Below are 25,647 nucleotides of genomic sequence, written 5' to 3'. Positions count from 1 at the left end.
GCGGGCGACGGACGCCCGGCGGCTGCCGCACAGCGCCCGGCCCCTGCCCACGAAGCGTCCGCGCCCCGCCCGCCGTGAACCGCCGGGCGCCCGGGACGCCCACCGGCCGGCTCAGCCGAGCCCTTTTCGCCCGTCCCCGGAATCCGGCCCTTGCAGGCGCATCCGCTCCTGCTCCTGCAACCGGCGCTTCTCCGCCTTGCTCCGCTTGCGTTCCACACCGACCCCGCCCATCAGGGCGAAGCCGGTGATCCTCACCCGGGGGGAGTCGGGGGCCGGTTCCGGCTCGTCCTCGACCTGGGAGTGCTCGCCGAATCCGCCCATGATGCCCAGACCGTCGACCTGGATGTTGAGGTCGGGCGGCACGACCACCTGCATGCCCCCCATGATCGAGAAGCAGCGGATCACGACGTCGCGCTCCGCGAAGTGGGCCTCGCGCAGATCGATCTCGCCACCGCCCCACATCGCGAACGCCGTGAACTTCGGGCCCACCGTCCAGCGGCCCTTGCGGCTGAACCCGCCCCAGAAGGCGATCGCCCCCGTCGAGGTGGCGGCGCCCCCGATCCGCGCGGGCCAGTCGGCGGACGATCCCCGCCGCCCGGCCACCGCCCCGGCCACCGGCGGCACGAGCCCGCCCGGCGCGGGAAGATCGCTCACGAGCGGCACCAACTCCCCGTGCGTGCGCGCCTTGTACGTCGCGTCGAGCCTCTGCTCGAACTCGTCCATCTCCAACCGGCCCTCGGCCACGGCCTCCCGCAGGGTCTCGACGACCCGCTCACGTTCCGCGTCGGAGGCACGCATGTCCGGGTTCTCACTTGTCATGACACGCACCCTATAGAGCAATCGCCGGACGGGCCTAGAGAGCAGAACCGGGTGCGCGCGGCAGGAGACAGACGGCGGAAGGGCGAAAGAACCGGCCGGCCTCTCCGGGCCCGCTGACAGCCCATGGCGTCCTGCTCCGGGGCCGTGCCCGCTGCCGGTGCCGCGTCCTGGACCGCGACTCCTCAGACCCGGGAATCCGTCACGTACATCTTCGCGATCACGGACTCGATGTCCGGCTCCCGCACCGACAGATCGACCAGCGGATAGTCCGCCGCGATACGCGCCACCAGCGGCGCCGCCGACACCGCCGCCGGGAACGCCAGCCACTGCCGGGGGCCCTCCACCTTCACCACCCGCACCGACGGCTCCGACCCCAGCTCGATGGGCGGCAGCTCCCGCTCCAGGTCCACCACCAGGGTCCGCTCGCTCTCCCCCACCTCGTGCAGCCCGGCGAGCGCACCGTCGTAGACCAGACGTCCGTGGTCGATCACCATCACCCGCTTGCACAGCTGCTCGATGTCGGTCAGGTCGTGCGTGGTCAGCAGCACCGTCGTGGACCGCTCCGCGTTCAGGTCGCGCAGGAACTCACGCACCTTGGCCTTGGAGACCACGTCGAGCCCGATCGTCGGCTCGTCCAGATACAGCACCTCCGGGTCGTGCAGCAGCGCCGCCGCGATGTCGCCCCGCATCCGCTGGCCCAGTGACAACTGACGCACCGGCACGTCCAGCAGCGCTCCCAGGTCCAGGAGTTCGACGCACCGGTCCAGATTCTCCCGGTACCGGCTGTCCGGGATCCGGTACATCCGGTGCATCAGCCGGTACGAATCCCGCAACGGCAGGTCCCACCACAGCGTCGTGCGCTGCCCGAACACCACACCGATCCGGTGCGCAAGCTTCGTGCGCTGCCGGGAAGGATCGATCCCCGCGACCCGCAGCCGCCCGCCGCTCGGCGTGAGAATGCCCGTCAGCATCTTGATCGTCGTCGACTTGCCCGCCCCGTTCGGCCCGATGTAACCGACCATCTCGCCGCGCGGGACCCGGAAACTGATGCCGTCCACCGCCCGTACCTCACGCCGTTCACGGCGCATGAAGCCCGTCCTGCGCCGTACGTCGAACACCTTCTCGACACCGTCTAGCTCGATGAAGTCCATGTCGTCCACGCCCACTCCTCAGCTTCCCGTACTGCGGTACGCCCGCAGCCCCGCCCGCCACGCCAGGCCCGCGAGCACCCAGCACACCGCTGCCACCACCGGCGGCAGGAACGCCACCCACCGAGGCAGATCGACCGGGTAGTCCCGGCCCAGCACGTACAGCGCCGGCAGCCAGCTCACGAAGGCCAGCGGCACCACGAACGTCACCCCGCGCACCAGGTCCTGCGCGAAGATCGACGGCGGATACTGCAGCAGCGTCGTCCCCCCGTACGTGAACGCGCTCTGCACCTCCGACGCGTCCTGGGCGTAGAACTGGAACGCCGCCCCCGCCACGAACACGGCTCCGAAGATGGCCGCCCCGCTCAGCACCATCAGCGGCAGCATCACCACCTTCAGCGGCGTCCACGCGATGTCGAGCGTCAGCAGCGCGTAGCCCAGCACCAACAGGCCCTGAGTGATCCGCCCCAGCCTGCGCAGAGCGAACCGGTCCGCCGCCACCTGAGCCAGCACCGGCACGGGCCGCACCAGCAGCGTGTCCAGCGTCCCGTCCCGCACCCGCCGCCCCAGCCGGTCCATCGAGCCCAGCACCAGATCGGACAGCCCGAACGCGGTCGCCGACGCGCCGTACAGCAACGCGATCTCCGGCAGGGTGAAACCACCCAGCGCGTCGACATGCCCGAACATCAGCATGATCGTGACGAAGTCGAACCCCGTCACCAGGAAGTTCCCGAGAGCCGTCATCACGAACGACGCGCGGTACGCCATCGTCGAGCGCAGCCACATCGCCACGATCAGCCCGTACGCCCGCACCCCCTCGACCAGCCGCGACCGCTCGGCGAACTCGGTCTCCGGCTCCCGGACCTCCCGTCCGGCCCGCACCTCAGCCACCCTGGACCACCACCCTCCTGGTCGCCACCGACTGCAGCATCCGCCCCGCCAGCAGCAGCGCCACCGCCCAGCCGCCCTGGAAGGCGTACGCGCGCAGCAGGTCCCAGCCCGCGTACCTGCCGAGGAACACGTCGGCCGGCACCTGCAGGAGCGACGACCACGGCAACGCCCGCGCCACCTCCCCCAGCACGCCGGGGAACAGCGGCAGCGGCAGCAGCATCCCGGAGAAGAACAACCCGGCCAGCCAGGCGATCTGCATCGCCCCCGCCCCGTCCAGCAGCCAGAACGCCGAGAGCGCCACCAGGAAACGCACCCCGAAACTCACCACGACACCGAGCGCCACGGACACGAGGAAGGCGAGCCAGGTCCACGGTGACCCGGGCAGCGCCAGATCGAAGGCCAGGGCCCCCAGCACCATCGGCACGATCCCGCGCCCCAGCAGATGGAACGCCGCCCGGCCGAGGTCCCCCGCCAGCCACCACAACTGCAGGTCGGCGGGCCGGTACAGGTCGACCGCGATGTCACCCGTACGGATCCGCTCCATCAGCTCGTCCTCGAAACCGCCGCCCATCATCGCGCAGGTCATCAGCAGCGCCTGACCCAGCCACACATAGGTCAGCGCCTGCGACATGTCGTAGCCGCCGAGGTGCGGACGCTCGTCCCACAGGGCGATGTAGGTGTACGCCAGGATGAAGCCGAAGACGGTGTTGGTGAACACCCCCGCGAACGTCGCCACCCGGTACGTCGCATGCCGCCGGAACCCACCGGCCGCCACCACGGCATAGAGCCGCACGTCGCCCCCCTCATTCCGCCAAAGCGCACGAGCGTAGTGCGCGGGCATCTGCCGCCGCGACCCCATTTCCGCGGAGGATCCAAGGGATATCCGCCCGAAAAGTGCACTATAGGAAAATCATCCGCAGTCGAGGAGCCTCCACAGTCATGAGCCACGAGCCACCGCAGCACGGCGGAGACCCTGGTCAGCAGGGCTCCGAGAGCTGGCCCCCCCGAGACCCCTCGGCCGCGGCCCCCGCCCCGGACACCCAGCACCCGGACGGCGCACAAGCCTCCGAACGGCGCACGAAACGCCCCAAGCGGCCCAAGCGCACCGGCTGGCGCCGCGCCGTCCCCACCTGGCGCATGGTCCTCGGCGGCGTACTCCTCCTCGCACTGCTCCTCGTCGGCGGATTCATCGCCGGCTACCAGATCGTCGACATCCCCCCCGCCAACGCCAGCGCGACCGCCCAGTCCAACGTCTACCTGTACGAGGACGGCACGGTCATCGCCCGCGACGGCGAGATCAACCGCGAGAACATCCCCCTCCGCCGCGTCCCCCGCCCCATCCAGCACGCCGTACTCGCCGCCGAGGACCGCGACTTCTACTCCGAGGACGCCATCGACATCAAGGCCACCCTCCGCGCCGGCTGGAACACCGTCACCGGCAAGGGCAGACAGGGCGGTTCCACCATCACCCAGCAGTACGTCAAGAACTACTACCTCGGCCAGGAACAGACCGTCGTCCGCAAGGCCAAGGAATTCTTCATCTCCATCAAGCTCGACCGCGAACAGAGCAAGGACGAGATCCTCGAGGGCTACCTCAACACCAGCTACTTCGGCCGCAACGCCTACGGCATCCAGGCCGCCGCCCACGCCTACTACGGCAAGGACGTCGAAGACCTGGACGCCGGCCAGGGCGCCTACCTCGCCTCCCTGCTCAACGCCCCCAGCTCCTACGACGTCGTCGCCCACCCCGAGAACAGGAAAGCCGTCCTCGCCCGCTGGAACTACGTACTCGACGGCATGGTCAAACACCACTGGCTCACCCGCGCCGACCGCGCCGCCATGACCTTCCCCGTCCCCGGCGAGGCCAAGCCCGCCACCGCACTCTCCGGCCAGCGCGGCTACATCGTCCAGGCGGTCGAGAACTACCTCACCGCCAACAGGATCATCGACGAGAACACCCTCTCCACCGGCGGCTACCGCATCACCACCACACTCCAGAAGAAGAAGCAGGACGCACTCGTCGAAGCCGTCCAGGACAACGTCCTGTCCCAGACCAGCGACGAACGCGAGGCCGACCGCAACGTCCGCGCAGGCGGCGCCTCCATCGACCCCGCCACCGGACACGTCGTCGCCCTCTACGGCGGCGTCGACTACACCAAGCAGTACGTCAACAACGCGACCCGCCGCGACTACCAGGTCGGATCCACCTTCAAACCCTTCGTCCTCGCCGCCGCCCTCGCCAACGGGTCCACCACCCAGAAAGACCGCGCCATCACCCCCAACACCCGCTACGACGGCGACAACAAACGCACCGTCCAGAGCGCCGCCGGCTCCACCGGCTACGCCCCCGCCAACGAGGACGACGTCGACTACGGCTCCATCACCGTCCGCGAAGCCACCGACAAATCCGTCAACGCCGTCTACGCCCAGATGGCCCAGGACGTCGGCCCCGACCAGGTCAAGGAAACCGCCGTCGCCCTCGGCATCCCCCAGGACACCCCCGACCTCACCGCCTCCCCCTCCATCGCACTCGGCCCCGCGACAGCCAGCGTCCTCGACATGGCCTCCGCCTACGCCACCCTCGCCGACCACGGCAGGCAGCGCCCCCACACCCTCGTCGCCAAGATCAGCAAGAACGCCACCGAGCTCGAACTCCCCGCCAGGAAGACCCGCCGGGCCATCAGCCGCGAAGCCGCCGACACCACCACCTCCGTCCTCCGCAGCGTCGTCGACGGCGGCACCGGCACCGCCGCCCGGAACGCGGGCCGCCCCGCCGCCGGCAAGACCGGCACCGCCGAGGAGGACAAGGCCGCCTGGTTCGCCGGCTACACCCCCGACCTCGCCACCGTCATCGCCGTCATGGGCCAGGACCCCGACACCGGCGTACAGAAACCCCTGTACGGCGCGCTCGGCCTGGCCCGCATGAACGGCGGCGGCCCACCCGCCCAGACCTGGGCCGCCTACACCCGGGCCGCACTGCAGGACAGCGAGGTGAAGGCATTCGACCTCCAAGCCGACGAAGGACCCGAAGAACCCGAGCCGGACGAGAGCGCGGAGGGCGAGGACACCGAGGAAGCCGGAGGCACCGAGGAACCAGGGGAGGGCCGGGACAGCCAGGAGCCCGGCACCGGAGACACCCGCGAGGAACGCGACGCCACCCGCCCCCGCACACCGGACGCCACCTCCGACGCCCTCACCTCCCCGCGCACACCCCGCACCGCCACCCCCGCCGACGGACCCCGGCGCGCACCCGCCCCCCAGGGAACCGCCGCCCGGGAGACAGACGGACGACGGGAAGCCGCCGCCCGGGCAGCGGACGGACGACGGGAAGCAGCCGCCCGCGAAACCAGCCGCAGGGAAAACGCCACCCGGGAAGCCGCCGGACCGGAAGCCACCACCCCCCGGGAAAACCGCTCCGCCGGCCGACGGAACAGGGACGGGCAGGGCCCCGACGGCCCCACCCGCCCCTGAACACTCAGTGCCCCGACGTCGCCTTCAGCCCCACCACGGCGACCAGCAACAGACACACGAAGAAAATGCGGGCGGCGGTCACCGGCTCGTTCAGCACCACCATGCCCAGCACCGCCGCACCGGCCGCACCGATCCCCACCCACACGCCGTAGGCCGTACCGATCGGCAGCGTCTTCGCCGCCTGCGACAGCAGCACCATGCTGGCCACGATCCCCAGACCGGTGAACACACTCGGCCACAGCCGGGTGAACCCCTCGGTGTACTTCATCCCGATCGACCAGCCCACTTCCAGCAGACCGGCCACGATCAACAGAACCCACGCCACGACGGCACCTCCACGACGGAACACGCGAACAACACGGGTGCGTCGTCTTTGCGGAAACCCGGTACGGCGCGTCTCGTCGGGGTCCCACCACCGTAGCAACAAACAGCCGAAAGGCCTGGTGACAGCCGTCACCAGGCCCACTCCCCCACACCTGTCTACAGATACAGCCCGGTCGAATCCACCGAACCCTCGAAACGGTCGGCAGCCACCGCGTGCAGATCCCGCTCCCGCATCAGCACGTACGCCACACCCCGCACCTCCACCTCGGCACGGTCCTCCGGGTCGTACAGCACCCGGTCACCCGGCTCCACGGTCCGCACGTTCTGGCCGACCGCGACCACCGCGGCCCACGCCAGACGCCGGCCGACCGCCGCGGTCGCCGGAATCAGGATGCCACCGCCCGACCGCCGCTCACCCTCGGGCGAATCGGACCGGACCAGCACACGGTCGTGCAGCATGCGGATCGGCAGCTTGTCGTCGGTGTTGCTCATGCCGTTGTCGCTCACGCTCCGAAACCTACCTGCCCCGAAGCGGTCCGCACGCCCCAGGGCCCGCCCGGAACCCGCCCTCAGCGCCTTTTGCGCCGCCCGGACACCGACAGCAACGCCACCGCCCCGACCACCACCAGCGCGGCCGGAATCACCCGCTCCAGCCGCGGCGACCCGTCCTCGGCCACGAACTGCGCCCTCACGTCCGAGACCGAACGGTTCACCGCGACGAAAGCACGCCCGGCAGTCCGGTCCACCGTCGACGCGACCCTGGCCTTCGCGTCGCCCATCATCGTCTTCGGGTGCATCCGCACCCCGATCTCGTCCAGCACCACCGCAAGCTGCTCACGCCTGCTGATGATGTCCGCCTCGATCTGCGCAGGGGTCCTGGTATCCGACACTGCGCCGCCTCCGTGGTCGTCGTCGGGTAAGCCTTCATCGACAGTCTGTCAGCTCGGCCGCCCCTACACCCGGCGGCACCCCCTATTACGCTCGGTGCCACACAGCCCGCGTGCCACTCGAGGAGAAACATGAGCGAGCGACTGCAGACCGGCGACACCGCCCCCGCCTTCACCCTTCCGGACGCCGACGGCAACGAGATCTCGCTCGCGGACCACAAGGGCCGCAAGGTCATCGTCTACTTCTACCCCGCGGCGCTCACCCCCGGCTGCACCAAGCAGGCCTGCGACTTCACCGACAACCTGGACGTCCTCGCCGGCGCCGGCTACGACGTCATCGGCGTGTCGCCCGACAAGCCCGAGAAGCTCGCGAAGTTCCGCGAGAAGGAAGACCTCAAGGTCACGCTCGTCGGCGACCCCTCCAAGGAGACCCTGGCGGCGTACGGCGCGTTCGGCGAGAAGAAGCTCTACGGCAAAGTGGTGACGGGTGTGATCCGCTCCACGATTGTGGTCGACGAAGAGGGCAAGGTGGAGAGGGCCCTCTACAACGTCAAGGCGACCGGCCACGTCGCCAAGATCATCAAGGACCTCGGAATCTGACCCCGTCCGGGGGGGGCGGCCCGGTCCTGCCCGAAAAAAGGTGTGACCGAGATCGCAATCCCCTGTTGATTCGGTTTGCAACCGCCATGACTGCGCAGAAGCCTTTCCTGGAACACCGTTCGACGAAAGGAACCGGCCATGGCGGCCTCCGACCCCCACCAGGCGGCCGACCCTGATGCGGTCAAACGCCATCCAGCGCTCTTCCGGGCCGTCCGGAAGCGCCGGAACCCCCGGCTCCGTCGGACGGACATCACCGTCACCGACGACCAGGCGGTCAAGCGCGCGGTGAAGGCGGCGTCGCTCGGTAACGCCATGGAGTGGTTCGACTTCGGTATCTACTCCTACCTGGCCGTCACCATCGGGCACGTCTTCTTCCCCTCGGGGAACGACACCACCCAGCTCCTCTCGTCGTTCGCCACCTTCGCCGTGGCCTTCCTCGTCCGGCCTCTCGGCGGCATGTTCTTCGGCCCCATGGGTGACAAGATCGGGCGCAAGAAGGTCCTGGCCCTCACCATGATCCTCATGGCGATCGGCACCTTCGCGATCGGCCTCATCCCCTCCCACGACACCATCGGCGTCTGGGCCGCGGTCCTGCTCATCTTCTTCCGGATGCTCCAGGGCTTCTCCACCGGCGGCGAGTACGGCGGCGCCTCCACCTTCATCGCCGAGTACGCCCCCGACAAGCGCCGCGGCTTCTTCGGCAGCTTCCTCGAATTCGGCACCCTGGCCGGCTACGTCGGCGCCGCCGGACTCGTCACCCTCCTGTACGCCGTCCTGGACACCGGCCAGATGGAGTCCTGGGGCTGGCGCATCCCGTTCCTGGTGGCCGGCCCCCTCGGCCTCGTAGGCCTCTACCTGCGACTGCGCCTGGACGAGACCCCCGCATTCCAGAAGCTGGAAGGCGGCACCACCCACGCCACGGAGGCCGCCGACCACGTCGAGAGCACCGCCAAGGGCGACCTCGCGAAGATCTTCCGCCAGTACTGGCCGACGCTGATCCTCTGCATCGCCCTGGTCGGCGCGTACAACATCACCGACTACATGCTGCTGTCGTACATGCCGACGTACCTCTCCGACGAGCTCGGCTACAGCGAGACCCACGGCCTGCTCATCCTGCTCGGGGTGATGGTCTTCCTGATGATGATCATCAGCCAGTTCGGCAAGCTCTCGGACCGCTTCGGGCGCAAGCCGCTCCTGATGACCGGCATGCTCGGCTTCCTCTTCCTCTCCCTGCCGTCGTTCCTCCTGATCCGTCAGGGAAGCATCCCGGCGATCATCATCGGCATGCTGATGATGGGCCTCTCCCTGGTCTGCCTGCTGGGCACGATGTCCGCGGCCCTCCCGGCCCTGTTCCCGACCAACGTCCGCTACGGCTCCCTCTCGGTCGGCTACAACCTCTCGGCCTCGATCTTCGGCGGCACGACCCCGCTGGTGATCACCGCCCTGATCAGCTGGACCGGATCGAACCTCATGCCGGCGTACTACGCCATGGCGGCGGCCCTGGTGGGCGTGATCGCGGTGGCCTGCATGAAGGAGACCGCCAACCAGCCCCTCGCCGGCTCCCCGCCCTCGGTGGAGACGGAGGACGAGGCGGCCGAACTGGTCCACGCCCAGAGTCCTGACCCGAAGTTCTGACACACACCCCACGGAGAAGGGCCCGTACCGCTTCACAGGAAGCGGTACGGGCCCTTCCGCATCTCGTCACATTCCGGACGTGACCATCCGATAACCGGTTCGTTGCTCCGTACGAGGCCGCGAACGCGCGGCCGGATGCGGAGGGGGACATGCCGGTAAGCCCGTACACGCGGGAGCGCCTCGCAGAGGCGGCCTCGTCCTCACGGACACTCTCGGAGGCACTGACGAAGCTCGGGGTAGACCCCAAGAGTCCGACACGGCGGTACCTCCTCGCCCGCATGCGCAGACTCGGCGTGGGCACTCAGCACTTCGAGAGCGAAGGCGCGCGCTGGACGAAGGAGGTCCTTCAGGAGGCGGTCGCGGCGTCCACCACAATGTGCGACGTACTGCGCCGCCTCGGCCTTGAGGTGGTAGGGGGTCAGCACACCCACATCAGCCGACGCGTCAAGGCGCTGGGGATCGACACGTCGCACTTCGCGGCCCCGTCGAGGAAAGGTGAGGTACGCCGTCGGCGTCCGGAGGAACTGCTCGTCGACCGGACCCAGACGCTCGCTCGCCGCATACCTGGCGAGCGACTCAAGCGAGCCATGATCGCCATGGGAGCCTCCGAACACTGCGCCCGTTGCGGCATCGGGCCCACTTGGCGGAACCGGCCCCTGCCGCTCGAGGTCGATCACGTCGACGGCAATTGGCGAAACAATCAACCGCAGAATCTTCGGCTGCTCTGTCCCAACTGCCACTCGACGACCGACACCTATCGAGGTCGCGGCAAAGGGCGACGCACGTCGGCGCGGGGTGAGGACCGATGAGTACCGGCAACTACTACACCCGGGAGCGGCTGGCCGAAGCAGCCAGCAGATGCGCCGACATCCAGGAGGTCATCAACTTCCTGGGTACCCGTCCCTACGGCCGGCTCAGCCGCTATCTGTTCGATCGCTTCGAGCATTTCGGGATCGATGTGTCCCACTTCCCCCGCCGCGTCTACCGCCGGGCCGGAGAACGGCCCTCCACCACAGACCTTGCCGAGGCCGTCGCTGCTGCCGTTTCCATCGCCGACACCCTCAGGCGACTCGGCCGGACGGACAACGCCGGCCAGCGGAGGCGGTTGCGCGAGTGGATGGCCGAGGACGGCCTCACCAGCGCGCACTTCCTGGGCCAGGGTCATCAGCGAGGACGGGTCGGGACCACTCCGCTCAGGACTGCCGAACAGATTCTGGTGAAGCACGACGGCAGGCGCCGTACGAAGACGGTCCAACTACGACGTGCGCTGCGAGAAGTCGGCATCCCTGAGGAGTGCGCCGAATGCGGGACCGGCTCCGTCTGGCTGGGCGATCCCATGACACTGGAGGTGGATCACATCAACGGCGACTGGAGCGACGACCGGAGGGAGAATCTGCAACTCCTCTGCCCGAACTGCCACGCGGTGACCCGTACCTGGTGCAGAGGCGGCAACCTCGCGAGGCCCTGAAAGACTCCCCTGGTACTCGCCGCACTCCCTCTCGGAGAGGGCAGTAAGCTGAGTTCTGTCATGCGGCCGTAGCCAAACTGGTATCGGCGGGTGTTTTAGGGGCATCTGGGAGAAATCCTGTGTGGGTTCGAATCCCACCGGCCGCACGTAAACGAAGAGGGTCGTCCCGATGGGACGGCCCTCTTCGGGCCTCAGCCCACCAGCTCCCGCACCACCGGCACCAGCGCCCGGAACGCCTTGCCCCGGTGGCTGATCGCGTTCTTCTCCGCGGGTGTGAGCTCCGCGCAGGTCCGGGTCTCGCCGTCCGGCTGGAGGATCGGGTCGTAGCCGAAGCCGTACGCGCCGGCCGGGGCGGTGCGCAGGGTGCCTTCGAGGCGGCCCTCGACCACGCGTTCCGTGCCGTCGGGGAGGGCCAGGGCCGCGGCGCAGGCGAAGTACGCGCCTCGGTGAGGGGCGTCGATGTCGGAGAGCTGGGCGAGGAGCAGGTCCAGGTTGGCCCTGTCGTTGCCGTGGGCGCCGGCCCAGCGGGCCGAGAAGATGCCGGGGGCTCCGCCGAGCACGTCCACGCAGAGGCCGCTGTCGTCGGCGACGGCCGGGTGGCCGGTGGCCCGGGCCAGGGCGTGGGCCTTGAGGAGGGCGTTCTCGGCGAACGTGACGCCGGTTTCCTTGACGTCGGGGATGTCGGGGTACGCGTCCGCGCCGACGAGGTCGTGGGTGAGGCCCGCGTCGGCGAGGATCGCGTGGAGTTCGGTGATTTTCCCGGCGTTGCGGGTGGCGAGGATCAGGCGCGTCATGCCTCGATTATCGCCGCACGGTCACGGGGTGCAGACCTTGCCGATCTCGGTGGCGGCGTCCGTGACCGGGGTGATGTCGGGGGTGGCGTCGCCCTTCTCGATGGAGTCGCGGACGTTGGTGACGCCGGCCTGGAGGTCGTCGACGGCCTTGTTGAGGTCGGCGTTGTCCGTGGTGTCGCCGAGGTCCTTGAGTTCCTTGTCGATCTGGTCCAGGGCTTCCGAGGCCTGCGTCGGGTCGTTGGAGGCGTCGGAGATCGCCTGCTGGAGGTTGTCGACGCTGGTGGCGATGGCGTCGGCGGTGCGGACGCAGTCCATGGCCTTGTCGACGGCGGCGCAGCCGACGGCGGTGGTGAGGGTCAGCAGGGTGGCCGTGACGGCGAGTGCGGTGCGGTGGTGGCGCGAGGCCATGGTGCGGTCCCTCCCCAGGGGCGGATACGTGGACGGACGCACGGTTCGACCCGTGCGCCCGTACCCGTTACGACGCTGTGCGCTGCGTATTTGGTTGCTTCTTTACTCGCCTTTACTCGCCGAGTGTGCGGGCGAGCGCCGCTTCCTGGAGCTGGGCCAGGTCGGCGCAGCCGGCGGTGGCGAGGTCGAGGAGGGCGTTGAGCTCGGCGCGGTCGAAGGGTTCGGCCTCGGCGGTGCCCTGGACCTCGACGAAGCGGCCGTCGCCGGTGCAGACGACGTTCATGTCGGTGTCGGCGCGGACGTCCTCCTCGTAGCAGAGGTCGAGGAGGGGGGTGCCGTCGACGATGCCGACGCTGATCGCGGCGACGGTGCCGGTGAGGGGCTTGCGTCCGTGCTTGATGATCTTCTTGCCCTGGGCCCAGGCGATGGCGTCGGCGAGGGCGACGTAGGCGCCGGTGATGGCTGCGGTGCGGGTGCCGCCGTCGGCCTGGAGTACGTCGCAGTCGAGGACGATGGTGTTCTCGCCGAGGGCCTTGTAGTCGATCACGGCGCGCAGTGAGCGGCCGATGAGGCGGCTGATCTCGTGGGTGCGGCCGCCGATCTTGCCGCGTACGGATTCGCGGTCGCCGCGGGTGTTGGTGGAGCGGGGCAGCATGGAGTACTCGGCGGTGACCCAGCCTTCGCCGCTGCCCTTGCGCCAGCGCGGGACGCCTTCGGTGACGGAGGCGGTGCAGAAGACCTTGGTGTCGCCGAAGGAGATGAGCACGGAGCCTTCGGCGTGCTTGCTCCATCCGCGTTCGATGGTGACGGGGCGGAGCTGTTCGGGGGTGCGGCCGTCGATACGAGACATGGCGTCGAGCCTATCGGCTGACGGGGCCGGGTCCGTTCGGGTGCACCGCAGGCCCCGCTCCGGGCCGGTGGGGGCGGGTGGAGCGGGGCCTGCGTGCGGACCTGGGTGGGCCGTCCGGGTCAGCCGGTCACATCATGTCTTCGATGTCGGCGGCGATGGGGTCGGCGTCGGTTCCGATGACGACCTGGATCGCGGTGCCCATCTTGACGACGCCGTGGGCTCCGGCGGCCTTGAGCGCGGCTTCGTCGACCTTGCTGGGGTCGTGGACCTCGGTGCGGAGGCGGGTGATGCAGCCTTCGATCTCGTCGATGTTCTCGATACCGCCGAGGCCGGCGACGATCTTCTCTGCCTTGCTGGCCATGTCCTTCTCCCTGGTCTGTGCGTGCGTGGGGCGGCCCACCGTGGGTCCGTTTCGTCACGGTAACGCACGGTTGGCCCAACTTCACGAGCGGGTAACCGCGCAGTCCCCAATGATGACGATCACCGGCGCCATGCCTCACGGCAGGGCTCCGCTCCGTATCGCGACTGGTCTACACCAGTTTGCAACGACCGCCAAACCTGGCGTGTTCCGGGAGGATGCCGATGAGTTCGAGCGCGGCCACACAACCACAGCGGAAGTGGTGGAACGGGCCGGTCCAGGGACTGCAGAAGGTCGGCCGCAGCCTGCAGCTGCCGGTGGCCGTCCTGCCCGCGGCGGGCCTCCTCGTCAGCCTCGGCAATCTCTTCGACTCCTCGCTGCACGGCGCCTTCTGGGACAAGTTCGCGAAGGTGCTCCTCAACGGCGGCACCGCGATCCTCGACGGAGAGGTGGGCCTCCCCCTCCTCTTCTGCATCGGCGTCGCGATCGGCTTCGCGAAGAAGGCGGACGGCTCGACGGCGCTCGCCGCCGTCGTCGGCTTCCTCGTCTACCGGGGCGTGCTGGCCGCCTTCCCGGTGGACGACTCGGTGACCGAGGCCACCCCGGACGGCGTTCCGCAGAACCCGGGCGTCCTGGGGGGCATCCTCATCGGCCTGCTGACCGCCGTGGTCTGGCAGCGCTACCACCGCACCAAGCTGGTCGACTGGCTCGGCTTCTTCAACGGGCGCCGCCTGGTCCCGATCCTGATGGCGTTCCTCTGCGTGATCCTGGGCGTGCTGTTCGGTCTGCTGTGGCAGCCGGTCGGTGACGCGCTGACCTGGTTCGCCAAGCAGCTGATCGACCTGGGCTCCTGGGGTGCGGCGATCTTCGGGTTCGCGAACCGGCTGCTGATCCCGATCGGCATGCACCAGTTCCTGAACACGTTCTTCTGGTTCCAGGCGGGCGAGTTCACCGGCACCGACGGCGGCACGGTCCAGGGCGACATCTCCCGCTTCTTCGCAGGGGACCCGTCGGCGGGGCAGTTCACCTCGGGGTTCTTCCCGATCATGATGTTCGGCCTGCCGGCCGCCGCCCTGGCCATCGCCCACACCGCACGGCCGGAGCGGCGCAAGGAGGTGTCCGGGCTGATGCTGTCCGTGGCGCTGACGTCGTTCGTGACGGGGGTGACGGAACCGCTGGAGTTCTCGTTCCTCTTCGTGGCGCCGCTGCTGTACGGGGTGCACGCGATCCTCACCGGGGTGTCGATGGGCGTCACCTGGGCGTTCGGCGTGCACGCGGGGTTCAGCTTCTCCGCCGGGCTGATCGACTACGTCGTCAACTGGCACCTGGACACGAAGCCGTGGCTGATCATCCCGATCGGGCTCTGTTTCGCGGTGATCTACTATGTGATCTTCCGGTTCGCGATCACCAAGTTCAACCTCCAGACACCCGGGCGCGAGCCCGTCGAGGAGGAGGAGAAGATCGAGGACGACCTGACGAAGTAGGACCTCCCCGGCTCTTCGCGCGGCCCCCGGACCAGACGGTCCGGGGGCCTTCGCCGTGTCACCGAGGGTGGCGGCGGAACTACGCGGCACATGGGAGGGAATTGCAGGTTCCTTATCTAACCCTCACCGTGCTAAAACTGGTCTACACCACTGAGTGGTCCAGACCACGCGGCCGATCCCCCGCCGCGTTCCTCGAGTCGTCGCCCTCCGAAACCCTGTCCCCGGCGGCGCCTTGCCTACTGGAGGAAGTTGATGAGTACGGACACCGCTCCGGCCGCGCCCGCAAAGAAGCGGGGCGCCGGTGTGATGGCTGTCATGCAGCGCATCGGCCGCAGCCTCATGCTGCCGGTCGCCGTCCTGCCCGCGGCAGCGCTGCTGGTCCGGCTCGGCAATGCCGACATGCTCGGCCGCGAGTCGTTCCCCACCGTCATCACGAAGCTGGCCGGCTACATGGCGGCCGGCGGTGGCGCCATTCTCGACAACATGGCCCTGCTGTTCGCCGTCGGTATCGCCATCGGCTTCGCCAAGAAGTCGGACGGCTCGACCGCCCTCGCGGCGGTCACCGGTTACCTGGTCTTCCAGAAGGTGCTGGCCACCTTCACCGACAGCAACCTGCCGCAGGTCGCCAGCGTCGCCGACGGCAAGATCGTCATGAGCGACGCCCCGGTCAACGCGGGCGTGCTCGGCGGTGTCGTGATGGGCATAGTCGTGGCCCTGCTGTACCAGAAGTTCTACCGGACGAAGCTGCCCGACTGGGCGGGCTTCTTCAGCGGCCGTCGCCTGGTCCCGATCCTCTCCGCCTTCGCGGGCCTGGTCATCGGTATCGTCTTCGGGCTGATCTGGCCGGTCCTCGGCACGGGTCTGCACAACTTCGGTGAGTGGCTGGTCGGCTCCGGCGCGGTCGGCGCGGGCATCTTCGGTGTCGCCAACCGTGCGCTGATCCCGGTCGGCATGCACCACCTGCTGAACTCCTTCCCCTGGTTCCAGGCCGGCGAGTACAACGGCGCCCACGGCGACATCGCCCGCTTCCTGGCAGGCGACCCGGAGGCCGGACAGTTCATGACCGGCTTCTTCCCGATCATGATGTTCGCCCTCCCGGCGGCCTGCCTCGCGATCGTGCACTGTGCCCGTCCGGAGCGCCGCAAGGTCGTCGGCGGCATGATGTTCTCGCTCGCGCTGACCTCGTTCGTCACCGGTGTGACCGAGCCGATCGAGTTCACCTTCATGTTCATCGCCCCGGTGCTGTACGCGATCCACGCGGTGCTGACCGGTGTGTCGATGGCCCTGACCTGGGCGCTCGGCATGAAGGACGGCTTCGGCTTCTCGGCCGGTCTGGTCGACTTCCTGCTGAACCTGGGCATCGCGTCCAAGCCCTGGCTGCTGGTGCTGGTCGGTCTCTGCTTCGCTGTCGTCTACTACGTGGTCTTCCGGTTCGCGATCACGAAGTTCAACCTTCCGACGCCGGGCCGTGAGTCCGACGAGGAGCTCGCCGAGCTCCAGAAGGCCGAGGCCAAGTAGTCCGGCCCCGCCTGTGGCAACGGCGAAGCCCCGTCCTCTCCGCAGGGAGGACGGGGCTTCGCCGTTGCCACGAGCCCTAGATCTCGTACACCGCGCCGGGGACGGCCAGCTCCACCGGCCCGTCGTAGACCTCGCGTGCGTCGGCGAGGTTGCGTTCGGCGTCCGTCCACGGCGGGATGTGGGTGAGGACGAGGCGTCCCGCTCCGGCGCGTGCGGCGTACTCGCCTGCTTCGCGCCCGTTGAGGTGGAGGTCCGGGATGTCCTCCTTGCCATGGATGAACGATGCTTCGCAGAGGAACAGGTCGGCGCCCTCGGCGAGTTCGGCCAGCGCCTCGCAGGTGCCCGTGTCACCGGAGTACGTGAGGGCGCGCCCGTTGTGCTCGACCCTGATGCCGAAGGTGTCGACGGGGTGGCAGAGCTTCTCCGTACGCACCGAGAAGGGGCCGATCTCGAACGAACCGGACTTCAGCGTGTGGAAGTCGAAGACTTCGCCCATCGCGTGGTCGGACGGAGTGTCGGCGTGGGCCGTGGTGAGCCGCTGCTCGGTGCCTTCGGGGCCGTAGACGGGGATCGAGGCGGGGCGTCCGCCGTCGAAGCGGTAGTAGCGGACGACGAAGTACGCGCACATGTCGATGCAGTGATCGGCATGGAGGTGGCTGAGGAAGATGGCGTCGAGGTCGTAGAGACCTACGTGGCGCTGCAGCTCGCCCAGGGCGCCGTTGCCCATGTCGAGGAGCAGCCGGAAGCCGTCGGCCTCTACGAGGTAGCTCGAGCATGCCGAACCCGCGGACGGGAACGAGCCGGAGCAGCCGACGACGGTGAGCTTCATGGAGCGTGAACCTCCGAGGCATGGGACGGGGAGGGTTCGTGCGGTCCGTCGAGCGTAAGGCGCGAAACCGGTGGTCGCTCCTCCACGGCCTGTCGTTGTGGGGGAACTCACCTGTGCTGTCACCGGTTCGATGGAAGGCCGGCTGTCGCCGGGCGCCGGTACGGTCGGGTCATGAACACGTGGTGGTGGGTGGCACTGGCCGCCGTCGTCCTGCTGGCTCTGGTGGCGACGGTCTCCGATGCGCGGGGCCGGGGCGGGCGCGGGCCGCGTCGGCCGGGTGGGCGGACACGGCCGCCGGGGCGGGCTCCGGGGCGGGCTCCCGAGCGGAAGAAGGGGCGGCCGCAGGGAGATCCCAGGCCCGGGGAGATCTGGTGGGCGGATGTGCCGTTCGAGGACGGGCCCGGGTCCAAGGACCGGCCGTGTCTCGTGCTGTCGGTGCGGGGCGGCACGGCGGTCGTCGCCAAGATCACCAGCAGGCACCATGAGGAGCGGCCGGGGGTGATCGCGCTGCCGCCGGGTTCGGTGGGGGACGCGCGGGGCCGGCGGAGCTTCCTGGAGACGGACGAGCTGCGGGATGTGCCGGTGTCGGGTTTCCGCCGGAAGGCGGGCGAGCTCGATCGGGGGGTGTGGGGGCGGGTGCGCGGGCTGGGGTGAGCACGCGGGAGGCGCGGGACGGGATGTCCTCCCGTCCCGCGCCTCCTGGAGCGCGCGGCCGCCGGTTCCGGGCGGTTCGCAGGGCCGTTCGGGTGGTGTGAAGCCCCGTCAGGCCCAGAGCTGGCCGTGCAGGGTCTCGATGGCGGCCTCTGTCGTGGGGGCGGTGTAGACGCCTGTCGACAGGTACTTCCAGCCGCCGTCCGCGACGACGAAGACGATGTCGGCGGAGTCTCCGGCCTTGACGGCCTTGCGGCCGACGCCGATGGCGGCGTGGAGTGCGGCGCCGGTGGAGACGCCCGCGAAGATGCCCTCCTGCTGGAGGAGCTCGCGGGTGCGGGTGACGGCGTCGGCGGAGCCGACGGAGAAGCGTGTGGTGAGCACGGAGGCGTCGTAGAGCTCGGGGACGAAGCCCTCGTCGAGGTTGCGCAGGCCGTAGACGAGGTCGTCGTAGCGCGGTTCGGCGGCGACGACGGTGACGTCCGGCTTGTGCTCGCGGAGGTAGCGGCCGACGCCCATGAGGGTTCCGGTGGTGCCGAGGCCCGCCACGAAGTGCGTGATGGAGGGGAGGTCGTTGAGGATCTCCGGGCCGGTGGTGGCGTAGTGGGCGCCGGCGTTGTCGGGGTTGCCGTACTGGTAGAGCATGACCCAGTCGGGGTGCTCGGCGGAGAGTTCCTTGGCCACGCGTACGGCGGTGTTGGAGCCACCGGCGGCGGGGGACGAGATGATCTCGGCGCCCCACATGGTGAGCAGGTCGCGCCGTTCCTGTGAGGTGTTCTCCGGCATGACGCACACGATGCGGTAGCCCTTGAGCCTGGCCGCCATGGCGAGCGAGATGCCGGTGTTGCCGCTGGTGGGTTCGAGGATGGTGCAGCCCGGTGTGAGGCGGCCGTCCTTCTCCGCCTGCTCGACCATGTGGAGCGCGGGGCGGTCCTTGATCGATCCGGTGGGGTTGCGGTCCTCGAGCTTGGCCCAGATGCGGACGTCGTCGGACGGGGACAGCCGCGGGAGGCGGACCAGGGGGGTGTTGCCCACGGCCGCCAGCGGGGAGTCGTACCGCATCAGCGCATGCCGCCGGCGACGGCCGGGAGGATGGTGACGTTGTCGCCGTCGGCGAGCTTGGTGGAGATGCCGTCGAGGAAGCGGACGTCCTCGTCGTTGAGGTAGACGTTGACGAAGCGGCGGAGCTGGTCGCCGTCGACGATGCGCTCGCGGATTCCGTTGTGGCGGCTCTCCAGGTCGACGAGGAGGTCGGCGAGGGTGTCCCCGCTGCCTTCGACCGCCTTGGCGCCGTCGGTGTAGGTGCGGAGGATGGTCGGGATGCGGACCTCGATGGCCATGGCGTGGGCTCCTGTCGAAAGCGTGGAGGTGGCGTGGGGCGCGCGTTCGCGCCCCCGCGCAGGGGTGGTGCGTACGTGGTGCGCTCGGACCGCGGCTCAGGCCGTGCGGTTCACGGGCGGGCGGCAGCCGGACAGATCGCGCTGGACAGCCTGCACAGGTCGACGTGCAGCCGCGCGACGAGCAGCATGCCCGGGGCCTTTTCGCTCACGTCATGGGGAACCATGCGCTCATCGTATCGATTCCCCACGCCGAATCCGGAGTGTGATCCCACATCGTGGATGGTGAGCGGTCACCATGTGGACAAATGGCGGGTGCGCGGTACATCCGGAGCCGCCCCCGGCCGGTCAGGCTGCGGTGGGGTAGGCCGCCACGACCTCGACTTCTTCCTCGGTGATCTCGCCGTCCACGATGCGGTACGAGCGGAACTGGAAGGGACCCGCGTCGTCGGTGTCCGCGGTGGAGACCAGTACGTAGTGGGCGCCGGGCTCGTTGGCGTAGGTGAGGTCGGTGCGGGAGGGGTAGGCCTCGGTCGCGGTGTGGGAGTGGTAGATGATCACCGGCTCCTCGTCGCGGTCGTCCATCTCGCGGTAGAGCTTCAGCAGGTCCGCCGAGTCGAACTCGTAGAACGTGGGTGAGCGGGCGGCGTTGAGCATGGGGACGAAACGCTCGGGGCGGCCGGTCCCGGCCGGGCCGGCGACCACGCCGCACGCCTCGTCGGGGTGGTCCGCGCGGGAGTGCGCGACGATCCGGTCGTAGAGCTCCTGGGTAAGGGTCAGCATGTGGCCCAGGATAAGCAGACGGGCCCTCGCGTACCGAGGAGTGGTACGAGAGGGCCCGTATGCCGGACAGGGCCGTTGGGGCGGCCGGTGTCCCGGAGGCGCCGTGGCGCGGGTCAGCGCTTGGCGAAGGCGGTGTTCTCGGGGTTGCGGGCCTTCAGCACCAGGTAGGAGACACCGAGGATGAGACCCCACACAGGCGCGCAGTAGAGCGAGATCCTCGCGTCCTTGTCTATGGCCATCATGACGATGACGAGGCCGATGAACGCGAGCGCGAACCAGCTGGTGAACGGCGCCCCGGGCGCCTTGAAGGTGGACTGGGGCAGTTCACCGCGGTCGGCCTTGGCGCGGTAGCGGATCTGGGAGATCAGGATCATGATCCAGGCCCACATGCCGGAGATGGTCGCGAAGGAGACGACGTAGTTGAAGGCCTCGCCCGGCCACTGGTAGTTGATCCAGACGCCGACGAGCATCAGCACGGCGGAGAACGTGGTGCCGACCAGCGGGAGCCCGTTCTTCGTGAGCTTGGTGAACGCCTTGGGGCCCTGCCCGTTGAGTGCGAGGTCCCGCAGCATGCGCCCGGTGGAGTACATGCCGGAGTTGCAGGAGGAGAGCGCGGCGGTGAGCACGACGAAGTTGACGATCGCCGCGCCGATGCCGAGGCCCATCTCCTCGAACGCGGCGACGAACGGCGAGACGCCCGGCTCGAAGGTGCTCCACGGGACCACGGACAGGATCATGATCAGCGCGCCGACGTAGAAGACGGCGATGCGCCACGGCACGGTGTTGATGGCCTTGGGCAGGACGGTCTTCGGGTCCTTGGACTCACCGGCGGTGACACCGACGAGCTCGACGGCGAGGAACGCGAACATGACGATCTGGAGGGTCATCAGCGTGCCGCTGATGCCTTCGGGGAAGAAGCCGCCGTCGTTCCACAGGTTGGCGACCGTCGCGGTGTCACCGGCGTCGGAGAAGCCGATCGTGAGCACTCCGGCACAGATGAGGATCATGCCGAGGATCGCGGTGACCTTGACCATCGAGAACCAGAACTCGAGCTCGCCGAAGAGCTTCACCGAGATCAGGTTCGCGCCGTACAGAATGACGGTGAACACGAGCGCGGACAGCCATTGCGGGATATCCCACCAGTACGTCATATAGGTGGCCGCGGCGGTGACTTCGGTGATTCCCGTGACGACCCAGAAGAGCCAGTACGTCCAGCCGGTCACGAATCCGAAGAAGGGCCCGAGGAATTCACGCGCGTACTCCGCGAAGGAGCCGGAGACCGGGCGATACATGAGGAGCTCGCCCAGGGCGCGCATGATGAAGAAGATGACCAGGCCCGCGATGGCGTACGCCAGGATGAGACTGGGCCCTGCCCGGTCGATGGCCTTGCCGGCGCCGAGGAAGAGCCCCGTGCCGATGGCTCCGCCGATGGCGATCATCTGGATCTGGCGGGCGCCCAGGCCACGCTGGTAGCCCTCGCCCGCTGAGGCGTCGGCGGCCTCGGGGCCGTCCGCCTGTCCGTTGTCGACCTGCGCCGATGTCATGGTGGTGCGCCTTTCTCCACGCCGATCCGCGCCGTCGTCGGCGTCGGATCAGGTCCTGATCCCCCCGGATATGGATGGAGTGCCGCCGGCGTTCGGCCGGCTCGTAGCGCCCCCGGGGACAGGGGTGGCGTCCCCGGGCGGTCGTGAAGATTTATCACGAGCGCCAGGTGGGTCCACCGGACACTGTGTGGCGTACACCACAAGAAAAAGCGGACAAGCGTTTCCAGGCCCTGCAAAGAAGGCCATTCAGGTGACAGGATCGTTATTCGGATTTGAGCATCCGTTGAGCGAACCCGGCCGGCCTCAGGGCATCAGCGTTTCGACGAGCGTTTCCTGCAGCGCGCCGAGCCAGAGATAGGCCATCACCATCGGCTTGCGGGGATCACTGTCGGGGAGCCGGTAGAGCGAGCCGTCCTGCCCCTCGTCCTCGTCGGACACCTCCAGACGGGTGCCGATCGTGAGCCGCAGGTCGTTGAGGGAGCCCAGCCAGTGGTGGCACTCGTCGGCGGTGAGGGTGAGCACCGCGCCGCCGTCCGCCGCGGGCGAGAGGGCGTCCAGCGACCGCACGACGGCGAGGGCGTCGTCCCGCTTGCGGGTGCGCAGGTCGTTCTCGGTGAAGCGGCGGAATTCGGCGGACGCCTCGCGCAGCTCCTTGTCCTCGTCCCCGTACGCCTCCGGGAAGAGCCGGGCCAGCGCCGGGTCGGAGGGCGGTTCGCTGGGCCCCTCGGCGAACAGGGCGGCGAGCGGGTCCTCACCCTCCGCGGGTTCGTCTCCGGGGCCGATCAGTTCGAGCAGCTGGACGGCGAGGGAGCGCAGGATGGCGATCTCGACCTCGTCGAGCGCGACGGACGCGCCGCCGCCTGAAGTGGCCTCGAAGTGGCCGGCCATGAATTCTCCGATGGTGGGTCGGACGGAGGGGCAGCGGTGGGTCAGTTGCGGTCCTGGGTCAGCGTGGCCCACAGCCCGTAGCCGTGCATGGCCTGGACGTCGCGTTCCATCTCCTCGCGGCTGCCGCTGGAGACGACCGCGCGGCCCTTCTGGTGGACGTCGAGCATCAGCTTGTGCGCCTTGTCCTTGGAGTAGCCGAAGTAGGCCTGGAAGACATAGGTCACATAGCTCATGAGGTTCACCGGGTCGTTGTGCACCAGCGTCACCCAGGGGACATCGGGTTCGGGGACGGCGAAGGTCTCCTCGGCCGATTCGGGACGTTCGATCTCTACGGGGGCAGCAACGCTCACCTACCCCATGCTGCCACCAGGAGGGGTCCCGCGCATAAACGGAGGCCACATCTCGTCAGTCTGACGAATAGGGGGTAGCATCCCCGTCATGAACTCAGCGGACCTTGGGCGACGGGTCGGTGTTCCGTCGACCGCGCTCTTCACCGACCAGTACGAGCTCACGATGGTGCAGGCCGCACTGAAGGCGGGCACCGCGGACCGGCGCTCCGTCTTCGAGGCCTTCACCCGCCGGCTGCCCGAGGGGCGGCGCTACGGCGTCGTGGCCGGAACCGGGCGGGTGCTGGACGCGGTGGAGAACTTCCACTTCGACGACGAGATGCTCACCTTCCTGCGCGACCAGCGGATCGTCGACTCCCCCACCGTCGACTGGCTGGCCGACTACCGCTTCAGCGGCGACATCTGGGGCTACCCGGAGGGCGAGGTGTACTTCCCCGGCTCGCCGCTCCTGCGGGTCGAGGGCTCCTTCGCCGAGTGCGTGCTGCTGGAGACCGTGATCCTGTCGATCCTGAACCACGACTCGGCGATCGCCGCCGCCGCGTCCCGGATGTCGGCCGCGGCGGGCGGGCGCCGGCTCATCGAGATGGGCGCCCGGCGCACGCACGAGCTGTCGGCGGTGGCGTCGGCCCGCGCCGCGTACATCGGCGGCTTCCACACGACCTCGGACCTGGCGGCCGGCTTCCGGTACAACATCCCGACCGTCGGGACGAGCGCGCACGCCTTCACACTCCTGCACGACAGCGAGCGGGACGCCTTCCGGGCACAGGTGGACTCGCTCGGCCGGGGCACCTCACTGCTGGTCGACACGTACGACGTGACCGAGGCGGTCCGGACGGCGGTGGAGGTCGCGGGGCCGGAGCTGGGGGCCGTGCGGATCGACTCGGGCGACCTGCTGCTCGTCGCGCACCGGGTCCGGCAGCAGCTGGACGAGCTGGGAGCCACGGAGACGAAGATCGTGGTGACGTCCGACCTGGACGAGTACGCGATCGCCTCGCTGGCAGCCGCGCCCGTCGACGCCTACGGGGTGGGCACGCAGCTGGTCACCGGGAGCGGGCACCCGACCTGCTCCATGGTCTACAAGCTGGTGGCGCGTGCCCGGTCCGCCGATCCGGCCGACCCGCTGCTGCCGGTGGTGAAGAAGTCGCTGGGCGCGAAGTCGTCGAGGGGCGGCCGCAAGTGGGCGGCCCGCCGGCTGGACGAGGCCGGAGTGGCGGAGGCCGAGGTGATCGGCAGCGGAGAGGTCCCGCCGGAGCTGGTGGACCGGCAGATGCTCGTGGAGCTGGTCAGGGGCGGCGAGGTGGTCGGCAGGGAGCCGCTGGAGACCGCGCGGGAGCGGCACGTCGCGGCGCGTGCGGGGCTGCCGATGTCGGCGATGCAGCTGTCCCGCGGGGAGCCGGTGCTGCCCACGGAGTACGTGTGAGGGGGGCCGTCCCCGGGCCCGTCGTCCGTCGTGCGCCGGGCAGGGCGCGAGAGCGACGTGTGTGCCCCCTCCCGCGGGGTGCGCCGAGTCTCTAGGCTCGGAGGCATCCCCACCGTTCCTGTCCGTACGCCCCGCCGAACCCCCACCGAAGGACAACCGTCATGCATCGCGCCTTGATCGTCGTCGACGTTCAGAACGACTTCTGCGAGGGCGGCAGCCTCGCGGTGGCGGGCGGCGCAGATGTCGCCGCCGCCATCACCGACCTGATCGGTGAGGCCCAGCCCGGATACAGTCACGTCGTGGCCACCCGGGACCACCACGTCGATCCCGGGGACCACTTCTCCGCGACCCCCGACTTCGAGCACTTCTGGCCGCCGCACTGCGTCGCCGGCACGGAGGGCGTGGGCTTCCACCCCAACTTCGCCCCCGCCGTGGCGTCCGGTGCGATCGACACCGTCTTCGACAAGGGCGCGTACGCGGCCGCGTACAGCGGGTTCGAGGGCGTCGACGAGAACGGCACCGGGCTCGCCACGTGGCTGCGGGAACGGTCGGTCACCGCCGTCGACGTCGTCGGCATCGCTACGGACCACTGCGTGCGGGCCACCGCTCTGGACGCCGCCCGGGAGGGCTTCGTCACGCACGTACTGCTGGACCTCACCGCCGGAGTCGCCGAGGGGACCACCGAGCGGGCCCTGGAGGAGATGCGCACCGCCGGCGTGGAGCTGTCGGGCAAGCCGGTCGTCTGACCGTGCCCGGCGCGCTCAGGCCGCCGGGCGGGCCGGTCCCGCGTAGCCGGAGGACCCCAGCAGCGCCCGTATCGGGTGCCAGAGCTCCTGGCCGGTCTGGGGCGCCGTACGCCAGAGCAGCCCGTCCGGGTGGTGGAGGACCGCCGTGATCTCGTCCGGGGTGGGCGGCTGGGCGTTGCCCCTGAGGTAGACGGCGCGCAGTCCGAGGTTGCGCAGCCTGGTCAGGGCGCGCGCCCGGTTCGCCGCGTGGACGAGCACGCGTACCGGCTCGCCGGGGCCGGAGACACCTGCCGGACCGTTCAGGGTCAGCGCCACCACCACCGTGCCGTTGGGCAACCTGCAGAAACCTCCGCCTGCCATGCTTCGCGCTCCCCCGTAAGACTTCGTGTCAATAAGGATCCGGTAGGAGGCACCTAAACACGATCGGCCGCCGCCCGCCAGAGGGCA

30 protein-coding genes, 1 tRNA gene and 1 riboswitch are annotated in these 25,647 nt (G+C 69.3%); of the genes, 11 read left to right on the top strand and 20 right to left on the bottom strand.

Translation table 11 applies throughout. The annotated features are described in order from the left end of the window. Positions 1-111: 111 nt before the first annotated feature. The 4 genes from OO67_RS09840 to OO67_RS09825 all read right to left on the bottom strand — a co-directional run bounded on the left by OO67_RS09840 (position 112) and on the right by OO67_RS09825 (position 3,651). Positions 112-798 carry a DUF1707 domain-containing protein gene (locus OO67_RS09840; protein WP_033298986.1) on the bottom strand — a complete coding sequence of 229 codons (687 nt, stop codon included), beginning with the start codon at positions 796-798 and terminating at the stop codon, positions 112-114. Between the two features lie 203 nt (positions 799-1,001). Beyond that, entirely contained in the window at positions 1,002-1,970 is a 969-nt protein-coding gene (locus tag OO67_RS09835; RefSeq protein WP_051709276.1) for an ABC transporter ATP-binding protein, read from the bottom strand. A gap of 18 nt (positions 1,971-1,988) precedes the next feature. Further along, positions 1,989-2,858, bottom strand: a complete 870-nt coding sequence (locus tag OO67_RS09830) for an ABC transporter permease (RefSeq protein WP_051709255.1) — start codon at positions 2,856-2,858, stop codon at positions 1,989-1,991. Beyond that, complete coding sequence (locus tag OO67_RS09825; protein ID WP_033298984.1) at positions 2,851-3,651, bottom strand: ABC transporter permease; 801 nt, start codon at positions 3,649-3,651, stop codon at positions 2,851-2,853. Before OO67_RS09825 ends, OO67_RS09830 begins: the two co-directional genes overlap by 8 nt. Positions 3,652-3,797: 146 nt before the next feature. Between OO67_RS09825 and OO67_RS09820 the strand changes: the two genes are divergently transcribed. Then, complete coding sequence (locus OO67_RS09820) at positions 3,798-6,329, top strand: transglycosylase domain-containing protein (protein ID WP_078597799.1); 2,532 nt, start codon at positions 3,798-3,800, stop codon at positions 6,327-6,329. 4 nt (positions 6,330-6,333) lie between these two features. Here the strand turns inward: OO67_RS09820 and OO67_RS09815 are convergent, their stop codons facing one another. From OO67_RS09815 to OO67_RS09805, 3 genes are all read right to left on the bottom strand, one after another. Beyond that, entirely contained in the window at positions 6,334-6,654 is a 321-nt protein-coding gene (locus tag OO67_RS09815; RefSeq protein WP_033298982.1) for a DMT family transporter, read from the bottom strand. Positions 6,655-6,690: 36 nt separating this feature from the next. Further along, positions 6,691-6,756, bottom strand: a riboswitch (guanidine-III (ykkC-III) riboswitch). Between the two features lie 53 nt (positions 6,757-6,809). After that, positions 6,810-7,145 carry a GroES family chaperonin gene (locus OO67_RS09810; protein ID WP_033298980.1) on the bottom strand — a complete coding sequence of 112 codons (336 nt, stop codon included), beginning with the start codon at positions 7,143-7,145 and terminating at the stop codon, positions 6,810-6,812. 77 nt (positions 7,146-7,222) lie between these two features. Further along, entirely contained in the window at positions 7,223-7,543 is a 321-nt protein-coding gene (locus OO67_RS09805) for a DUF3618 domain-containing protein (RefSeq protein ID WP_033298978.1), read from the bottom strand. Positions 7,544-7,672: 129 nt separating this feature from the next. On the opposite strand from OO67_RS09805, the gene bcp reads away from it, so the two are divergent. The 5 genes from bcp to OO67_RS09780 all read left to right on the top strand — a co-directional run bounded on the left by bcp (position 7,673) and on the right by OO67_RS09780 (position 11,389). After that, the gene (gene bcp, locus OO67_RS09800) at positions 7,673-8,140 is read left to right on the top strand and encodes a thioredoxin-dependent thiol peroxidase (protein WP_033298977.1); all 468 of its coding nucleotides are present in this window, start codon (positions 7,673-7,675) and stop codon (positions 8,138-8,140) included. A 138-nt stretch (positions 8,141-8,278) separates the two neighbouring features. After that, complete coding sequence (gene proP / locus OO67_RS09795) at positions 8,279-9,775, top strand: glycine betaine/L-proline transporter ProP (protein WP_033298976.1); 1,497 nt, start codon at positions 8,279-8,281, stop codon at positions 9,773-9,775. A 149-nt stretch (positions 9,776-9,924) separates the two neighbouring features. Then, positions 9,925-10,584: an HNH endonuclease signature motif containing protein gene (locus OO67_RS36380; RefSeq protein WP_033298975.1), complete on the top strand. Its 660-nt coding sequence runs from the start codon at positions 9,925-9,927 to the stop codon at positions 10,582-10,584. Continuing rightward, complete coding sequence (locus tag OO67_RS09785) at positions 10,581-11,243, top strand: HNH endonuclease signature motif containing protein (protein ID WP_033298974.1); 663 nt, start codon at positions 10,581-10,583, stop codon at positions 11,241-11,243. Before OO67_RS36380 ends, OO67_RS09785 begins: the two co-directional genes overlap by 4 nt. Before the next feature lie 62 nt (positions 11,244-11,305). Further along, positions 11,306-11,389, top strand: a tRNA-Leu gene (locus OO67_RS09780). Positions 11,390-11,434: 45 nt separating this feature from the next. On the opposite strand, the gene rdgB is transcribed toward OO67_RS09780, so the two are convergent. The 4 genes from rdgB to OO67_RS09760 form a co-directional block, all read right to left on the bottom strand. After that, positions 11,435-12,037: an RdgB/HAM1 family non-canonical purine NTP pyrophosphatase gene (gene rdgB, locus OO67_RS09775; RefSeq protein WP_033298973.1), complete on the bottom strand. Its 603-nt coding sequence runs from the start codon at positions 12,035-12,037 to the stop codon at positions 11,435-11,437. Positions 12,038-12,058: 21 nt separating this feature from the next. After that, positions 12,059-12,445, bottom strand: coding sequence for a hypothetical protein (locus OO67_RS09770; RefSeq protein ID WP_033298971.1), 387 nt, complete (start codon positions 12,443-12,445; stop codon positions 12,059-12,061). A 112-nt stretch (positions 12,446-12,557) separates the two neighbouring features. Then, complete coding sequence (rph, locus tag OO67_RS09765) at positions 12,558-13,295, bottom strand: ribonuclease PH (protein ID WP_033298969.1); 738 nt, start codon at positions 13,293-13,295, stop codon at positions 12,558-12,560. Positions 13,296-13,422: 127 nt separating this feature from the next. Further along, positions 13,423-13,695, bottom strand: a complete 273-nt coding sequence (locus OO67_RS09760) for a PTS sugar transporter subunit IIB (RefSeq protein ID WP_078597797.1) — start codon at positions 13,693-13,695, stop codon at positions 13,423-13,425. Between the two features lie 182 nt (positions 13,696-13,877). Between OO67_RS09760 and OO67_RS09755 the strand changes: the two genes are divergently transcribed. After that, entirely contained in the window at positions 13,878-15,137 is a 1,260-nt protein-coding gene (locus tag OO67_RS09755; RefSeq protein ID WP_033298967.1) for a PTS transporter subunit EIIC, read from the top strand. A 252-nt stretch (positions 15,138-15,389) separates the two neighbouring features. Beyond that, positions 15,390-16,655, top strand: a complete 1,266-nt coding sequence (locus tag OO67_RS09750) for a PTS transporter subunit EIIC (protein ID WP_033298966.1) — start codon at positions 15,390-15,392, stop codon at positions 16,653-16,655. 76 nt (positions 16,656-16,731) lie between these two features. Here the strand turns inward: OO67_RS09750 and OO67_RS09745 are convergent, their stop codons facing one another. Beyond that, positions 16,732-17,484, bottom strand: coding sequence for an MBL fold metallo-hydrolase (locus OO67_RS09745; RefSeq protein ID WP_033298965.1), 753 nt, complete (start codon positions 17,482-17,484; stop codon positions 16,732-16,734). 171 nt (positions 17,485-17,655) lie between these two features. Here OO67_RS09745 and OO67_RS36375 point away from each other — a divergent pair, with 171 nt between their 5' ends. Next, positions 17,656-18,138 carry a type II toxin-antitoxin system PemK/MazF family toxin gene (locus tag OO67_RS36375; protein WP_078597795.1) on the top strand — a complete coding sequence of 161 codons (483 nt, stop codon included), beginning with the start codon at positions 17,656-17,658 and terminating at the stop codon, positions 18,136-18,138. A 108-nt stretch (positions 18,139-18,246) separates the two neighbouring features. Here OO67_RS36375 and OO67_RS09735 read toward each other — a convergent pair whose 3' ends face one another. The 7 genes from OO67_RS09735 to clpS all read right to left on the bottom strand — a co-directional run bounded on the left by OO67_RS09735 (position 18,247) and on the right by clpS (position 23,037). Next, positions 18,247-19,197 (bottom strand): PLP-dependent cysteine synthase family protein, encoded by a 951-nt coding sequence (locus tag OO67_RS09735; protein ID WP_033298964.1) that lies wholly within the window; start codon positions 19,195-19,197, stop codon positions 18,247-18,249. Next, the gene (locus OO67_RS09730) at positions 19,197-19,475 is read right to left on the bottom strand and encodes a MoaD/ThiS family protein (RefSeq protein ID WP_033298962.1); all 279 of its coding nucleotides are present in this window, start codon (positions 19,473-19,475) and stop codon (positions 19,197-19,199) included. Before OO67_RS09730 ends, OO67_RS09735 begins: the two co-directional genes overlap by 1 nt. Positions 19,476-19,585: 110 nt before the next feature. Continuing rightward, a complete protein-coding gene (locus OO67_RS40605; protein WP_341864637.1) occupies positions 19,586-19,699 on the bottom strand; it encodes a putative leader peptide in 114 nt (37 codons plus the stop codon). Positions 19,700-19,820: 121 nt separating this feature from the next. Beyond that, entirely contained in the window at positions 19,821-20,255 is a 435-nt protein-coding gene (locus OO67_RS09725) for a M67 family metallopeptidase (RefSeq protein ID WP_033298961.1), read from the bottom strand. A 113-nt stretch (positions 20,256-20,368) separates the two neighbouring features. Further along, positions 20,369-21,799, bottom strand: coding sequence for an amino acid permease (locus OO67_RS09720; RefSeq protein WP_033298959.1), 1,431 nt, complete (start codon positions 21,797-21,799; stop codon positions 20,369-20,371). A gap of 303 nt (positions 21,800-22,102) precedes the next feature. After that, positions 22,103-22,687: a DUF2017 domain-containing protein gene (locus OO67_RS09715; RefSeq protein ID WP_033298957.1), complete on the bottom strand. Its 585-nt coding sequence runs from the start codon at positions 22,685-22,687 to the stop codon at positions 22,103-22,105. 41 nt (positions 22,688-22,728) lie between these two features. Next, entirely contained in the window at positions 22,729-23,037 is a 309-nt protein-coding gene (clpS, locus tag OO67_RS09710) for an ATP-dependent Clp protease adapter ClpS (protein WP_031100168.1), read from the bottom strand. A gap of 88 nt (positions 23,038-23,125) precedes the next feature. Between clpS and OO67_RS09705 the strand changes: the two genes are divergently transcribed. Together OO67_RS09705 and OO67_RS09700 are read left to right on the top strand one after the other, a co-directional pair. Next, positions 23,126-24,454 (top strand): nicotinate phosphoribosyltransferase, encoded by a 1,329-nt coding sequence (locus OO67_RS09705; protein ID WP_033298956.1) that lies wholly within the window; start codon positions 23,126-23,128, stop codon positions 24,452-24,454. A gap of 161 nt (positions 24,455-24,615) precedes the next feature. Next, positions 24,616-25,200: an isochorismatase family protein gene (locus OO67_RS09700; protein ID WP_033298954.1), complete on the top strand. Its 585-nt coding sequence runs from the start codon at positions 24,616-24,618 to the stop codon at positions 25,198-25,200. 15 nt (positions 25,201-25,215) lie between these two features. Here OO67_RS09700 and OO67_RS09695 read toward each other — a convergent pair whose 3' ends face one another. After that, the gene (locus tag OO67_RS09695; protein ID WP_078597793.1) at positions 25,216-25,560 is read right to left on the bottom strand and encodes a hypothetical protein; all 345 of its coding nucleotides are present in this window, start codon (positions 25,558-25,560) and stop codon (positions 25,216-25,218) included. Positions 25,561-25,647: the final 87 nt, after the last annotated feature.

It is taken from the genome of Streptomyces atroolivaceus (assembly GCF_000717025.1).
Taxonomy (GTDB): Bacteria; Actinomycetota; Actinomycetes; order Streptomycetales; family Streptomycetaceae; genus Streptomyces; species Streptomyces atroolivaceus.
The sequence above is the reverse complement of the archived record's forward strand: the minus strand, read 5'-3'. Positions and strand labels throughout refer to the sequence as shown.

Bases quoted from the DNA above. Each gene is read 5' to 3' on its own strand.
- OO67_RS09840 (WP_033298986.1), bottom strand. From the start codon at position 798: ATGCGTGCCTCCGACGCGGAACGTGAGCGGGTCGTCGAGACCCTGCGG.
- OO67_RS09835 (WP_051709276.1), bottom strand. From the start codon at position 1,970: ATGGACTTCATCGAGCTAGACGGTGTCGAGAAGGTGTTCGACGTACGG.
- OO67_RS09820 (WP_078597799.1), top strand. From the start codon at position 3,798: ATGAGCCACGAGCCACCGCAGCACGGCGGAGACCCTGGTCAGCAGGGC.
- OO67_RS09810 (WP_033298980.1), bottom strand. From the start codon at position 7,145: ATGAGCAACACCGACGACAAGCTGCCGATCCGCATGCTGCACGACCGT.
- bcp (WP_033298977.1), top strand. From the start codon at position 7,673: ATGAGCGAGCGACTGCAGACCGGCGACACCGCCCCCGCCTTCACCCTT.
- proP (WP_033298976.1), top strand. From the start codon at position 8,279: ATGGCGGCCTCCGACCCCCACCAGGCGGCCGACCCTGATGCGGTCAAA.
- OO67_RS36380 (WP_033298975.1), top strand. From the start codon at position 9,925: ATGCCGGTAAGCCCGTACACGCGGGAGCGCCTCGCAGAGGCGGCCTCG.
- OO67_RS09785 (WP_033298974.1), top strand. From the start codon at position 10,581: ATGAGTACCGGCAACTACTACACCCGGGAGCGGCTGGCCGAAGCAGCC.
- rdgB (WP_033298973.1), bottom strand. From the start codon at position 12,037: ATGACGCGCCTGATCCTCGCCACCCGCAACGCCGGGAAAATCACCGAA.
- OO67_RS09770 (WP_033298971.1), bottom strand. From the start codon at position 12,445: ATGGCCTCGCGCCACCACCGCACCGCACTCGCCGTCACGGCCACCCTG.
- rph (WP_033298969.1), bottom strand. From the start codon at position 13,295: ATGTCTCGTATCGACGGCCGCACCCCCGAACAGCTCCGCCCCGTCACC.
- OO67_RS09755 (WP_033298967.1), top strand. From the start codon at position 13,878: ATGAGTTCGAGCGCGGCCACACAACCACAGCGGAAGTGGTGGAACGGG.
- OO67_RS09750 (WP_033298966.1), top strand. From the start codon at position 15,390: ATGAGTACGGACACCGCTCCGGCCGCGCCCGCAAAGAAGCGGGGCGCC.
- OO67_RS09745 (WP_033298965.1), bottom strand. From the start codon at position 17,484: ATGAAGCTCACCGTCGTCGGCTGCTCCGGCTCGTTCCCGTCCGCGGGT.
- OO67_RS36375 (WP_078597795.1), top strand. From the start codon at position 17,656: ATGAACACGTGGTGGTGGGTGGCACTGGCCGCCGTCGTCCTGCTGGCT.
- OO67_RS09735 (WP_033298964.1), bottom strand. From the start codon at position 19,197: ATGCGGTACGACTCCCCGCTGGCGGCCGTGGGCAACACCCCCCTGGTC.
- OO67_RS09730 (WP_033298962.1), bottom strand. From the start codon at position 19,475: ATGGCCATCGAGGTCCGCATCCCGACCATCCTCCGCACCTACACCGAC.
- OO67_RS40605 (WP_341864637.1), bottom strand. From the start codon at position 19,699: ATGGTTCCCCATGACGTGAGCGAAAAGGCCCCGGGCATGCTGCTCGTC.
- OO67_RS09725 (WP_033298961.1), bottom strand. From the start codon at position 20,255: ATGCTGACCCTTACCCAGGAGCTCTACGACCGGATCGTCGCGCACTCC.
- OO67_RS09720 (WP_033298959.1), bottom strand. From the start codon at position 21,799: ATGACATCGGCGCAGGTCGACAACGGACAGGCGGACGGCCCCGAGGCC.
- OO67_RS09715 (WP_033298957.1), bottom strand. From the start codon at position 22,687: ATGGCCGGCCACTTCGAGGCCACTTCAGGCGGCGGCGCGTCCGTCGCG.
- OO67_RS09705 (WP_033298956.1), top strand. From the start codon at position 23,126: ATGAACTCAGCGGACCTTGGGCGACGGGTCGGTGTTCCGTCGACCGCG.
- OO67_RS09700 (WP_033298954.1), top strand. From the start codon at position 24,616: ATGCATCGCGCCTTGATCGTCGTCGACGTTCAGAACGACTTCTGCGAG.
- OO67_RS09695 (WP_078597793.1), bottom strand. From the start codon at position 25,560: ATGGCAGGCGGAGGTTTCTGCAGGTTGCCCAACGGCACGGTGGTGGTG.